This window comes from Parashewanella tropica (genome assembly GCF_004358445.1).
In the GTDB taxonomy this organism is placed as follows: domain Bacteria; phylum Pseudomonadota; class Gammaproteobacteria; order Enterobacterales; family Shewanellaceae; genus Parashewanella; species Parashewanella tropica.
This window is the reverse complement of record NZ_CP037951.1, coordinates 944,044-956,860: the sequence shown is the minus strand read 5'-3', so window position 1 is coordinate 956,860 and position 12,817 is coordinate 944,044. Positions and strand designations below refer to the sequence as shown.

11 protein-coding genes are annotated in these 12,817 nt (G+C 41.8%); 4 read left to right on the top strand and 7 right to left on the bottom strand.

What is annotated here, in order from left to right; all coding sequences use genetic code 11:
- Window positions 1–10: 10 nt before the first annotated feature.
- Entirely contained in the window at window positions 11–1,363 is a 1,353-nt protein-coding gene (locus E2H97_RS03965; protein ID WP_133405930.1) for a DUF1800 domain-containing protein, read from the bottom strand.
- Window positions 1,364–1,538: 175 nt separating this feature from the next.
- On the opposite strand from E2H97_RS03965, the gene E2H97_RS03960 reads away from it, so the two are divergent.
- On the top strand, window positions 1,539–2,003 hold the full coding sequence (locus tag E2H97_RS03960) for a hypothetical protein (RefSeq protein WP_133405929.1): 465 nt from the start codon (window positions 1,539–1,541) through the stop codon (window positions 2,001–2,003).
- 85 nt (window positions 2,004–2,088) lie between these two features.
- Here E2H97_RS03960 and E2H97_RS03955 read toward each other — a convergent pair whose 3' ends face one another.
- The 6 genes from E2H97_RS03955 to E2H97_RS03930 all read right to left on the bottom strand — a co-directional run bounded on the left by E2H97_RS03955 (window position 2,089) and on the right by E2H97_RS03930 (window position 9,362).
- Window positions 2,089–2,307 (bottom strand): YgaP family membrane protein, encoded by a 219-nt coding sequence (locus E2H97_RS03955; RefSeq protein ID WP_133405928.1) that lies wholly within the window; start codon window positions 2,305–2,307, stop codon window positions 2,089–2,091.
- Between the two features lie 27 nt (window positions 2,308–2,334).
- The gene (locus tag E2H97_RS03950; protein ID WP_133405927.1) at window positions 2,335–3,630 is read right to left on the bottom strand and encodes a hypothetical protein; all 1,296 of its coding nucleotides are present in this window, start codon (window positions 3,628–3,630) and stop codon (window positions 2,335–2,337) included.
- A gap of 5 nt (window positions 3,631–3,635) precedes the next feature.
- Entirely contained in the window at window positions 3,636–4,424 is a 789-nt protein-coding gene (locus tag E2H97_RS03945) for an outer membrane lipoprotein-sorting protein (protein ID WP_133405926.1), read from the bottom strand.
- The gene (locus tag E2H97_RS03940) at window positions 4,421–6,934 is read right to left on the bottom strand and encodes an efflux RND transporter permease subunit (RefSeq protein ID WP_133405925.1); all 2,514 of its coding nucleotides are present in this window, start codon (window positions 6,932–6,934) and stop codon (window positions 4,421–4,423) included. Before E2H97_RS03940 ends, E2H97_RS03945 begins: the two co-directional genes overlap by 4 nt.
- Window positions 6,935–7,141: 207 nt before the next feature.
- Window positions 7,142–8,341: an FAD-dependent monooxygenase gene (locus tag E2H97_RS03935; RefSeq protein WP_133405924.1), complete on the bottom strand. Its 1,200-nt coding sequence runs from the start codon at window positions 8,339–8,341 to the stop codon at window positions 7,142–7,144.
- Between the two features lie 31 nt (window positions 8,342–8,372).
- Window positions 8,373–9,362 carry an ankyrin repeat domain-containing protein gene (locus E2H97_RS03930; protein ID WP_133405923.1) on the bottom strand — a complete coding sequence of 330 codons (990 nt, stop codon included), beginning with the start codon at window positions 9,360–9,362 and terminating at the stop codon, window positions 8,373–8,375.
- Window positions 9,363–9,598: 236 nt separating this feature from the next.
- Between E2H97_RS03930 and miaB the strand changes: the two genes are divergently transcribed.
- From miaB to ybeY, 3 genes are all read left to right on the top strand, one after another.
- Complete coding sequence (gene miaB, locus E2H97_RS03925; protein ID WP_133405922.1) at window positions 9,599–11,023, top strand: tRNA (N6-isopentenyl adenosine(37)-C2)-methylthiotransferase MiaB; 1,425 nt, start codon at window positions 9,599–9,601, stop codon at window positions 11,021–11,023.
- A 284-nt stretch (window positions 11,024–11,307) separates the two neighbouring features.
- On the top strand, window positions 11,308–12,360 hold the full coding sequence (locus E2H97_RS03920; protein ID WP_133405921.1) for a PhoH family protein: 1,053 nt from the start codon (window positions 11,308–11,310) through the stop codon (window positions 12,358–12,360).
- Entirely contained in the window at window positions 12,350–12,805 is a 456-nt protein-coding gene (ybeY, locus tag E2H97_RS03915; RefSeq protein ID WP_133405920.1) for an rRNA maturation RNase YbeY, read from the top strand. Before E2H97_RS03920 ends, ybeY begins: the two co-directional genes overlap by 11 nt.
- Window positions 12,806–12,817 lie beyond the last annotated feature (12 nt).

Here is a 12,817-nt window from a genome sequence, read left to right as displayed (position 1 = left end):
ACTCTCCTCATTAGCGGCGCAAGAACTCAGGACTCATTAACATCACGGTCAGAGCTTGTGGGCGACTTTCAGCACGTTTCACCGCTAATTCAGTGGTGTTACTCACTTGCTCTCCCAACAATTGCCTCATTGTGTATACGGGATCGAGAAAACCACGGCTTTTCGCTATTTGTGATGACCAATTTGCCCGTGACATAACTGCACTAGGACCATTCCAATCGGCTTCAATATCGCCATAGCCTTCAGGGGAATTAGCTTGAAACGGGCTTTGCCCCAAGCTCTTCAAAAACCACAAAAACGCTTGCTGCTTTTTAGGTTGAAAATTCAAAGCCCGGCAAGTTGAGATCACGTACTCCCGCGGAGACTTAAATTTCTGACGTTCTTGATGCCAAGCTTCATCTGATTTTATTAAAGTAATCATAACTTCTTTCAGATTGCCATCTGTGTCCAGCCAACGATCAGTCATTTTTTTAATAAGCGATTCGGGTGGATTATCTGACACAAAATGACGAGCAAGTTGAGTAGAAACATGCTTTGCTGTTGCGGGGTGACGAGCAACCGCTTTGATCATGGCAACTCCTTGTGCTTCTCCACCTTGACGATAGGTTTTACCTAGTAACACTCGATGACCGGGTTCGTGACCATTGGCTCTAAACATAAACCCAGTCGTATCGTCTCGCTGTGGTCTTGCCACGCTCCAGCCTGTTATACCTTTGGCCATTTCAATCACGTCGGCTTGAGTGTAACCAGAGCCAACGCCCATGGTATGTAGCTCCATCAACTCGCGACCTAAATTTTCATTGAGACCTTTACCACGTCTGCCAATTCTAGAATTGGGACCAAACGACTTATCATTATTCAAATAAACCAGCATCGCAGGGTGATGCATTACCGCCAGCACCATTTCATGGAAAGGACCGAACATGCGAGGTGCAATGGCTTCACGTTCTAACGTTGGCGCTAATACTCGCATCATTTGGCCTTTGGCAGTCACACTAAAATGATTCGACCAGAAATCCAGTAACCGCCACGCTAATGATTGCTCTGAATGAATCGCTCTTTGTAAAGTGTCACAACATAAGGCTCTAAAATTTCCACCAAGATATCGACGGATTTGCTTTTGCTGCTTGGCGAAATCTTTCGCTTGTTCAGAGTCAGGTTCTTTCTTCATCAAGCGCTTTTGTTGTTGATAATTGGCTAAATGAATAGAGAGTTGATCAGAATTAGGGAGCTTTTCATTAAAGCTGATTGGCTGTAGTTGGTCGATGAGATATTGAACCGGATCGCGACTGGCTTTTTCCAATTCCCCTTTTCTGGCTCCCATACCAAAACGATTGACCGCTATAACGGCATCCGCAGACATGATGATATTCTCCGCAAAAATGGCTGTTTATTTGACCATAGAGAATTTGTCAGAGAAGTCGAGTAGCTTTACAACTCTTTACTTTTGACTAAGAAAGTTCATATTCAATGAACATACAGGTTAATTTGATAAATTAAATTATTAAAGTGCCGATGAGACTAGCAGAGCCGTAACAATGAAAGCATTAATTCTTTTAGCTGTACTCAGTGCGCCAGCATTTGCAGGTGGTTCTATCAAAGTCTTTGGAGATTGGAAGGTCATTAGTGATAATGGAGCGCAAGTGATGACTGCTACTCCAACCAATTCATCTGATCGTATTTTTTCAATGGCCTGTACCTATCACGCTCATTGTTTTGTTTCTTATACTGTTCCATCATTAAAGTGTAATACGAGTATATCTAACCATCTCAGAGCCACGGCAAACTATCATTCAATCGAGTCACCTTTCGATTGCAAAGACCATGAGTGGGTTCAAAGTTCCAGTGATTTTATGAAAGTGATAAAGCTAAATCTTCTTGATGCTCAGGCTATTACCATTAATTTACCCGACTATCCAAATACCAAAAATACTTACCGAACCAATGGCTTTGCTCATGCAATGAAGTTTATATTAGGGACTTCCAACAACTTCAACCAATAATTCATAGTTCCCAAAGTATGGAAAGAAAACCTAGAGGGTGCCCCTAATCAAAGCGTTTTGATTAGAGCGTCCCTCCAGACAAAAATTAGCAATTTTTTTCCATAGCTAACTGCCTTTCTGTTTTAACTCCCATTTTCTTGAAAACAAGTGCCATTGGACAAAACCCAGTAAAGCTGAATTGAAAAAGGTTGGCTCCCACAAAAACGGTAAACCAAATAAAATATGGACTGACATAGACGGTTAATGCCACTGATAACAGCACCATAAAACCGGCAAATCGATAAATGGCTTTTTCTATACTCATTGTGTTCTTCCTTATATTTCCATCTTGTTAGTAACTCGCCCGTATTCGTAACCATACGTTGGAGTTATCTCTGTGTTGTCCAAAAAAGCTGTAACTTTTAGAGCCGCCAAATACGTTGGCTCCAAGGTTTATTTGCCACTGATCATTCATTTGATAAATCACACTAGGCTTGAGATAAAAATCTTTATCCGTTGGCGACCAAAAACTGAAGAGTTTCCAAGTAAGGGTTTGCTGTAGAGTTTGCCAAGTCAGTCTCATCGTCATCAGTTGGCGGTTTTGTTTAGGTTCAAATTGAGGAAAACGGCTGTGTTCAGTCAGCCTTTTGTGATTTAAGGTTCGCTCTAAATAATATTGACCAGACAAGGTTAAATTAGAGATCAACTCTCTTTCATAACCGATAAGCGCTCGAAATTGGGAATTAGCAATCGCAGGATTATTACCTGAGCGATCTTCTCGACTGTCATACCAAGCAATTTCGGAGTTAAATACGCCAGATGCGAGTGGGCTTAGAATACTGGCTCCCCATACAGAGAGCTTTGGAAAATAAGGTTTACCAACCGTATTAACGCCAACAGGCGTGTTCCATCTTCCCCAATAGCCATAGAGCGCATATTCCACATTGTTATGAGTTGATGCGACTTTCATTGCCCAAGTAGGATCACTGGCTTCATCTACACTAAGTTTGTTTGCTGCTTGAGCTGCAGTGCGCGGTGAAAAATACGAGAATCGTTCACCATTGATATATTCATCTGGGGTAAACTCTGGTGTCGACACAAGGTGAATGCTGACATCATTGTGATACCAACTGGCTTTGATACTATTAGAGCTGGCTTTCAGATATTCATCATCACGACCAGAAAAAAAGGATTGCCAATCTTTAGGGAATAAATCATTGAGAAAGACATAATCTCCCGTTCCCCAAGTCAGCACCTGACGACCTAATTTGATATCCATCGAAGAATTGAGTTTGTGATCTACACTCGCGACTCGAACATTAAGCTTGGTTTTATTAATCACATTATCAAACAGCAAGTCTGTTCGAGATTCAAAGCGCCATTCTGGATGCTCTGGATTTTGATAATTCAGCGCTAATCGACCACGGATTTCCTTTAACGTTGAGCTCTTTTCGATAGCTGGATCCGTTTTAGTTCTACGACCGTAGGCACCTTCTAAGAAACCATAATACTCCCATGAACTTGTCTCTGCCTCGTCATCCCAATCTTCCCATTCATCATTGCTTTCACTCACTTCTACATCATTTGCATAGGCAGTAAATGTACCGCTGCCCAAAATCAAAATGAGTGATAACCAAAACTTATTCATGGCTTTTACCTCAACCACTTAATCGGAGGATTTTTCATGCTACGTTCAGAGAAAATGGCTTGTGGTAACCCCAAATCAAATTTGATCCGACGCATTTGCATTAAGGTAGTGCTGCCAGTGTCAAAGTTCTTCATTTCGGCACTCACTGCAATGGGGTGTCCCTGAATCACTTTGGTTTTTAGCACTTTCATTTGGCGGTATAGCTTGCCATTTTGGTCGTAATACTTAACCAACATAGGTAAGAATGTTTGCTTATCAATCCATGACTCATAACGACTGAATTCAACCAATGATGGATCTTTCGGTGTGCTCGATAAATGGAATTGCTCACCATTATCTTTCAGTAATTTGTGAGTATCAGCATTGGTGTTACGACCAGAAATGTCTTCGTAAAAGAAATCTGCCCCCACAAACGATGTCCGTTTGTCTCCCGATGAAATGCGTTTTACCAAGTCTAAGCTTGGTAAATACAACCAACGACTATCATCCGTTTCAGGTTGGCGGATCACTCGAAAAGCGGTATTTTTAACGTCCGTTGGACGCGAGAAAAACACCAACATTTGTTGTTGACCACCATCTTCATCATCTCTTCGTAAAATAGTGAATTGGCGTAATCGTGTTCTTCCTTGAGCATCCGTGATTTTCATTCTGGCTTCAGCTCGACCATCGTCCCCCGCATAATAAGAACTTAAGTTCGCTTTACGAATGATCTCATCCGCCGTTAACTTCTCGGCACTGCTTGTAAAGCTAACCAATGAAAGCAAGGCAAAACCTAATAATTGAATCATTTTCATACTTTGCTCCTTTTGAATGAGAGAATGGCTGGCAGTACTAATAAAGTCACTAAAGCAGAAGCCGCCATGATGCTGGCGAGGAATAAACCAACGGTGATGTATGGAACTAAAGGGGCAAATAACAGCGGAGTAAACCCAACAGCAATTACGATGGCATTGCGAGAAATGGCTCTAGCGGGCTCTTCAAACATGGCTTTTAGGGCTTCAGAAACTGAGCCAAACTGGGCTAAGTTCACTCTAAACCGTTCAATAAAGTGGATAGCAAAGTCCACCGATAAGCCTAATGTCAAAGCTGAAAGTACCGCAATAGGCATGTCATAATCTTTACCAATCCAGCCAATCAGCCCGTATATCATGGTAATGGTGAGTGTGAGTGGCAGCATGGCCAATAGTCCGTACTTTATTGAGCGGAACAGCAATACCATCATCAAAAACACCACCAAAAACGATGACAGCAAGCTCTCCAACATTCCGTTGACCATGGCTTTTTGCCAAATCACATTGATGTAAGCCTTACCCGCCCAATTTAAGGAAATCCCTTCAGGTAATGGGCGTTGCTTTACATAGCCATCCACAAAATCAATCACTTTTGACATATGCTGGTTATCACCACTGGTAAGCTGCAACCACATTAAGCTTGAGCGATAATCCGGAGTGACAAAATGCCAAAGATCTTGTGGGCGATGCGACGATTGATATTGCAACAGTGTTTGGGCAATTGCAGGTTGAGTACTTGGTAAAACAAAGTGATGCGGCTCGCCACCTTTTAGTTCTCGATTAACTGTTTTGATAATATCTGGCAGTCCGTTGACTTTGCCGACTAAAGGCGAATCAACCAAAGCCTGATTTAGCCCTTCCATCCAATTAAGAATTTTGGGCGATAAGAATTGTTGCTGTTGTGATTTGAGTTTATCGACAGTCGCTAGCAATGACTCCAATTTACCAAGCTGCTCACCTTCGGTATCAAACATTTTGTCGTCAATCAAGGTCGCTAACGATTGCAACCATTGTGGATCATTATCGCGACGCGCATGGTTCAGTGCTTGATGAATATCTTCGTCATTCAACTGCTGAGTTTGTAGCAGCCTACGTAATTGATTTATCGACTGTTGCTTATTGTCATCATCATAATTAAGTACCAACCAAGCATCATAAGTGCCTGCAAAATGCTGGTTCAGAGCTTTATCGGCAACGCGAATTTCATGACTGGGTTTAAACCAATTGATCGGATTGTCATTAACTTGAATTTTACTTATCCCAATAAGACTAATGGCAAATAAACTCACAAATGTAACCAGTATCAACTTACGCTTGCCAACAGCCCCAGCTCCGATTTTAGCAACAACACTATCTAATTTTCCCTTACGATTCATGGCTTGTTGCAAATTGGCTAACGCTTGAGGAGACATTCGACCGATATAGGCAGGAATAAAGAAAATCGTCAGAATAAAGGCCAATAAAATCCCAAAGGCGATAAAACTACCAAAGACTTTTACAGGCGGAATTGGCGTTAACGTCAAGGATAAAAAGCCCACGGCCGAAGTTAACGACGTAAACAATATCGGCTTATACAGCTCTTTGATCACTTTCTTAATGACATTTTTAGCATCTTGATCTTTTCTGTAGTGATCGGCAAATTCAGAAAGAATGTGGGTTGAGTCCACCACCGCAATGGGCATCAAGAAAATCGCAATCATTGACGACATTATATGAACGGTAAAGCCCATGCCAATGAGAGCGCCCATAGTGATGATCACGGTTGCCATCGCCACAATCATTGGACCTATCACTAACGGCAAGCTTCTAAAAAACCACCACATCAAAATAAAAATAGCCACACCAGCTAAAGGGGCGGCTATTGCCATTTGTACAAACATTTCACTGCCAAATTGATCTTCGGCAACCGGTAAGCCCGTGATGTAATACTCGTCAGAGGAATTCAAACTTGGCAGGAATTGACGAATGTTCTCAGCAATTTGATAGCTGTACTTTTTATTTTCAACTGCGACATAAATGGCTGCGGCTTTGCCATCATTTGACACTAAGGTATTTGCCAGTAAAGGCAAGCGCTCCACCGCTTTTCGTATTTGATTTGACTGCTCTTGAGTCTTCGGCGCAGTTTTCATCAACCACTGAAATCGTATGCCACCTTGCTCAGCCTGAGTGATGTTATCGACGGTATCGAGTGAAAGTTGATCGCTGGCTCTTACATGCTGAATGGACTGAATAAAGCGGGATAATTTATTGAGTTCAGCCAGTGAGTTAGGGTTGTAAATTCCAGAATTACTATGACTTACAGCACCAATCACAATCATGTCATACATGGCGAATGCTTGTTTCGCTTGATTGTGGAACAAACGTGCAGGATCACTTGCAGATAGCATGTTTTCAGGATCGGTATCAATCTGTATCTTTGGAAACATGGCTAAACTAAGTGCAGTGACCAATAACATAATGACGTAAATCGTTTTTGGTCTGTGTAACGCTATGTTGGTAATGAGATCTTTCATGGGATACCAATATTAGATATTTCTAATATAAATTACATTAGAAAAAACTAATATTCAATGTGAAATTTTTCTTTCATAAAAGACATAGATAAAGGAGTTATCAAAAGTTGAAGCTTGGGAGAGTGAACCAATAGGTGTATAGAATCCTATTGGTCCTATATTGAACTGCTATTTCTGTAGTCGAAATGAAGAGTGCTGGCTTAAAAATTAAAAACCTAAGGCATACTTGAGCACTTTCTGTTTAATTGGTGAGTCGATATTTGCCACCTTCAATGCCAAATTCCTTATCGCTTTAATAGGCATAACATTATTACTAAAGGCTTTGTAAAACACATCCATACCGGTTTGCATCATCAAATTATCTTTATATCTTAAGCTTTGATATTCAGATAATACTGAGCTTTGATACCAGATTTGATTGTCCCCTAATGCTTTGGCTACCACTGACAATAGGGCATCGACGTCTTTAAAACCTAAATTCACTCCCTGCCCTGCAAGCGGGTTGATGGTATGCGCTGCATCTCCCAATATCACTACATTATCGGCATAATATTGGTTGGCATGTCTACGTGTTAATGGAAAGGCACCTTTATCTAATACAATAAAATTAGGATCTAATCGCTCTGGGAAATGAGCTCTAATTTGCTCAGCCAATTGCACAGGATTTGATTGCATTAATTTGGCGATGGTTTGTGGAGAGTCATACCAGACCAACGAAGCATGATTACCCGGCAGAGGTAATAAACTGCGAGGACCATTAGGCGTAAATTGCTGCCATGTCACATCTTGTTGTGTTGTTTGAGTTTCAATGTTAATCAGCATACAAGATTGCTTATAGTCCCAACCAGTAATGCCGATACCAGCCCATTGACGTACACTCGAATTAGCCCCATCACAACCAATCAATAAATTGGCAATGCGCTGTTTTCCTGATTCAAGGCTGACCTTAACCTGCTGAAACGATCCTTGCTGGTATTCAAATTGATTGACTTTTTCAGGACAAAGCATTTCCACATTATCCATTTGTTGGAGCTGTTCCCACAGACCAAGCTGGATAACTCGATTCTCAACAATATGCCCTAAATGTTCTTCATGAATTTGTTCACAATGAAACTGAGTGATGAACCCATCCAACTCCCACGTTTCTAATCCACGATAAACCGCATGGCGCTTATTAAATACGCCTTCCCAAGCACCTAAACGATTCAGTAATTTTTCAGACGCCGCACTAATCGCCGACACTCTAACGTCTAATGGCTGATTTTCCTCGAAGGGTTGCGGTGCAACACTTTCAATGACTGAAACAGAGAGTCCCAACTGTGCTAACCCAAGCGCTGTTGCAGCACCCACCATGCCACCACCAATCACAATGGCATCTTTGTATTTAAGTTGAGAATCAGTTGTCATCAGTTTCAAGCCTTAGGAAATTTGGCTTAGTTTACACCTCAGCGAATACCTTGTTAAGAAAGTGTTCTTTCAATTGTTTTTTAATATGTCGATAAGCATCAAGTAATTGTGCTTTTTGTGCTCGATTTAAATGACGCTCTTCTATTTTGAGTGAGTATATTCTCTCTAGCCTTTCCATTGGAGAGTAGCGGCAACCTTCAGAAACAGAAAAGGTAGGTGTTGCCCCATACGATAAAAGAACTTGTAGCATTTTATAGTCAAGCTTACTTATCGCGAAATCAACGGCACTTTCATTAAAACCAGGGATATTAGGGTTAGTTCTTGCATTAACATCAGCACCACATTCCAGCAAGCTTATTACCGTTTCAGTATGCCCATTCCAAACAGCAAGATGTAAAGGAGTAAGGCCTTCCCTGTTATATGTGGACAGTCTATGTGGCTCTAGTATCTTTCTATATGTTGGTATCAGTTGGCTGTAGCCATGCTCCGCTACTGTATGAAGCTCTGTTTGTCCGAATTGATCCATTCTCTCTGGACAGCACTTACCTTTGCTAAGAACAAATTGCATCCCTTCCCTAGCTCTTTGTTTTTCATCCTCGCTACCAGCCTCATTTATAGCCATAATCGCGTGTTGTAGAGGAGTTCTAAGATCAGATTCATCCTCTTTTGCCAATGACTCTAAACCACCTAACATTTTAACTGTTCGAAAAAGATTACCATCACACTGATTGTATACAGACATAATGGTATCTGATGTCCTTATTTCAAAATACTTACAAATGGAAGTAGAAATAATATCTGCAACCCTTAAAGGAAAAGCTTCCGGCATAGAATCACTTTGTCTGTTAACGTCACAACAACGATTGCCAATCATCCTCATCCGATAGGAAGTGAGTCCATGTCGGGTTTGTATTTGTACTATATCTCCATCCTGAATCGAGCCTCTTTTGCATACAGCACTCAACAGGTTATAAGCAACCGTTAAGTTTTCGTTTAATCTCGCAGCTATCGCTTCAGACATAGCACATCCACTTAAATTAGGTTTAGAGCGTCAAATAACTTTGAATTTATACTTAGTTACGTCATTTTCAAATTAATTAAAATTCATAGCGATAAATAAAATCAGAAGTTAAATCTGAGCATTCAACTCAAGTATTTTTAGCTAAATCACACTCTACTGCGTACAAAAGCTGGTCAGGCGGGAAATCTGGCGGTAAAATATGCCGCTATTTTTTGAGGTATGAGTAACACAAACTGATGAGTAAAAAACTCCACATTAAAACCTGGGGCTGTCAAATGAATGAGTATGACTCAGCTAAGATGGCCGATTTAATGGATGAATACGAAGGTTATACCCTAACCGACGAAGCAGAAGAAGCCGACGTGCTGCTACTGAATACTTGTTCTATCCGTGAAAAAGCACAGGAAAAAGTGTTTCATCAGTTAGGACGTTGGAAAAACCTAAAAGACAAAAAACCAGGCTTGATCATTGGTGTAGGCGGCTGCGTAGCATCACAAGAAGGTAAACACATTAAAGAGCGTGCTCAATGTGTTGATTTAATCTTCGGCCCACAAACCTTGCACCGTTTACCAGAAATGGTTGACCAAGTTAAGCGTGGTGAAAAAGCGGTTATTGATGTTAGCTTCCCAGAAATTGAGAAGTTCGACCGCCTACCAGAGCCAAAAGCAGAGGGGCCAACCGCATTTGTTTCTATCATGGAAGGTTGCAGTAAATACTGCTCATTCTGCGTAGTGCCATACACGCGTGGTGAAGAAGTCAGTCGTCCTTTAGATGACGTAATTCTTGAAGTGGCTCAGCTTGCCGAACAAGGCGTACGTGAAGTAAACCTACTTGGTCAAAACGTAAATGCTTACCGTGGTGCAACCTTTGATGGTGATATCTGTACTTTTGCAGAATTACTACGCTATGTTGCCGCGATTGATGGTATCGACCGTATTCGCTTCACCACCAGCCACCCAATCGAGTTCACTCAGGACATCATTGATGTGTATGCCGATACCCCTGAGCTGGTCAGCTTCCTTCACTTACCTGTTCAGTCGGGTTCAGACCGTATTCTTGCGGCAATGAAGCGTGGTCACATGGCACTTGAATATAAGTCGATTATTCGCCGTCTGCGCAAAGCTCGTCCTGAAATTCAAATCAGCTCTGACTTCATCATTGGTTTCCCGGGTGAAACTAAGCAGGATTTCGAAGATACCATGAAGCTGATTGAAGATGTTAACTTCGACCACAGCTTTAGCTTTATTTACAGCGCTCGCCCAGGTACACCAGCGTCTGATTTACCTGACGATGTCGATTTAGAAGAGAAAAAACAACGTCTGACTATTCTACAAGACCGCATAACTCAACAAGCCATGCGCTACAGCCGCCACATGATGGGAACAGTGCAGCGTATCTTGGTTGAAGGTCCATCGGTTAAAAACCCAATGGAACTTCGTGGTCGTACTGAAAACAACCGCGTGGTTAACTTTGAAGGACAACCTCAGCACATTGGTAAGTTTGTAGATGTTGAAATTGTTGATGTCTACACCAACTCGCTTCGTGGTAAGTTTGTGCGCGCTGAAGAAGATATGGATCTTCGCCGTGAACTACGTCCATCTGACGTGCTGGCAAAGCATAAAACCGAAGATGATTTAGGTGTTGGAACATTTCAGCCTTAAATTATTTCTGTACTTGATGAGTGATTGAAGTAAGTTCCAACGAATTACTGATAGGAGCAATAGTGTGATAAGACAACCGTCCGTGACAGGATGTCACGGTCGTCAGCACATGGACGTGCGTTTCAGTTGGCGTTCACACTATTGTTCCTTAACCGTTTACTAAATTATTTACTTATCAAGTCAGTGATAAAAAAATTAACTAAACTTAAGGGCAGTAACACTGCCCTTTTTTATCAACTTTGATAAGATAACAACGCGAACACAAACGACTTTTGGAGCCTTGCTTGTCCAGTAAACTGACTACGTTAAATCTGTACTTAGAACCTGCCGAACCACGCCGTCTAGCTTCACTTTGTGGTCCTTTTGACGATAACATCAAACAAATCGAACGCCGAGTTGGTGTAGAAGTCAGCTATCGTGATAACCATTTCACTATTGTTGGGCAACCGCAAAATACCTTAACTGCTAATAATTTATTGCGTGATTTGTACGTTGAAACTCAGCCTGTTCGTGGCAGCACGCCTGATATCGAACCTGAGCAAGTGCATATTGCGATTCAAGAAGCGGTTTCAGTTGAAGCCTACGACAGTGCTGACGATAAAGAGCTGTTTATCAAAACCAAGCGCGGTGTCATCAAACCAAGAAACCCAAACCAACGCCAATATGTGGCTAACATTGTCCGTCACGATATAACGTTTGGTGTCGGTCCTGCGGGAACGGGTAAAACTTACTTAGCAGTTGCAGCCGCAGTAGATGCGCTAGAACGCCAAGAAGTGCGTCGTATTCTTCTTACTCGTCCAGCAGTTGAAGCTGGCGAAAAACTCGGTTTTCTACCGGGTGATTTAAGCCAGAAGGTCGATCCTTACCTTCGCCCACTTTATGATGCTTTATTTGAAATGCTGGGCTTTGAAAAAGTGGAACGTTTGATTGAGCGTAACGTGATCGAAGTCGCACCACTGGCCTACATGCGTGGCCGTACTCTAAACGATGCCTTTATTATTTTGGATGAAAGCCAAAACACCACGGTTGAGCAGATGAAAATGTTCCTAACCCGTATTGGCTTTAATTCTCGCGCAGTGATCACAGGTGATGTTACCCAAATCGACTTACCTCGCAACACTAAGTCTGGTCTGCGTCATGCTATTGAAGTGCTAAGTAAGGTCAATGAAATCAGCATCAATTTCTTTGCATCACACGATGTGGTTCGTCACCCTGTTGTGGCTCGTATTGTTGAAGCTTACGAAGAACACGACATGAACCAGCAAGCCGCTAAAGCACGTCGCGAACAAGCCGAAAAGAAAGCGCAACAAGCAGAAGGCGACATAAATGAAGCTTGATGTCGATTTACAACTGGCTTGTGATGCGCCCAATTTACCATCGCAAGTTGAGTTTGAACTTTGGGCGAGCACAGCTATCCAACCCCATATGTCGGTTGCAGAACTGACAATTCGCATTGTTGAATCGGATGAAAGTCAGCTGCTAAACCATCAATACCGGGGAAAAGACAAACCCACTAATGTGTTATCTTTTCCATTTGAAGCACCAGAAGGTATTGATTTACCACTACTTGGTGATTTAATAATCTGCGCTGATGTGGTAAAAAAAGAAGCTGAAGAACAAAATAAACCACTACAAGCCCATTGGGCACACATGGTTGTACATGGCTGTTTGCATTTGCTAGGGTATGACCATATTGACGACGACGAAGCCGAAGAAATGGAATCGTTAGAAACTGAGCTGATTGAAAGCTTAGGATTTGAAAACCCTTATAAGGAACAATAATAGGTCTATTAT

Coding starts and splice junctions, on each gene's coding strand:
- E2H97_RS03965 (WP_133405930.1), bottom strand. CDS start 1,363: ATGTCTGCGGATGCCGTTATAGCGGTCAATCGTTTTGGTATGGGAGCC.
- E2H97_RS03960 (WP_133405929.1), top strand. CDS start 1,539: ATGAAAGCATTAATTCTTTTAGCTGTACTCAGTGCGCCAGCATTTGCA.
- E2H97_RS03955 (WP_133405928.1), bottom strand. CDS start 2,307: ATGAGTATAGAAAAAGCCATTTATCGATTTGCCGGTTTTATGGTGCTG.
- E2H97_RS03950 (WP_133405927.1), bottom strand. CDS start 3,630: ATGAATAAGTTTTGGTTATCACTCATTTTGATTTTGGGCAGCGGTACA.
- E2H97_RS03945 (WP_133405926.1), bottom strand. CDS start 4,424: ATGAAAATGATTCAATTATTAGGTTTTGCCTTGCTTTCATTGGTTAGC.
- E2H97_RS03940 (WP_133405925.1), bottom strand. CDS start 6,934: ATGAAAGATCTCATTACCAACATAGCGTTACACAGACCAAAAACGATT.
- E2H97_RS03935 (WP_133405924.1), bottom strand. CDS start 8,341: ATGACAACTGATTCTCAACTTAAATACAAAGATGCCATTGTGATTGGT.
- E2H97_RS03930 (WP_133405923.1), bottom strand. CDS start 9,362: ATGTCTGAAGCGATAGCTGCGAGATTAAACGAAAACTTAACGGTTGCT.
- miaB (WP_133405922.1), top strand. CDS start 9,599: ATGAGTAAAAAACTCCACATTAAAACCTGGGGCTGTCAAATGAATGAG.
- ybeY (WP_133405920.1), top strand. CDS start 12,350: ATGAAGCTTGATGTCGATTTACAACTGGCTTGTGATGCGCCCAATTTA.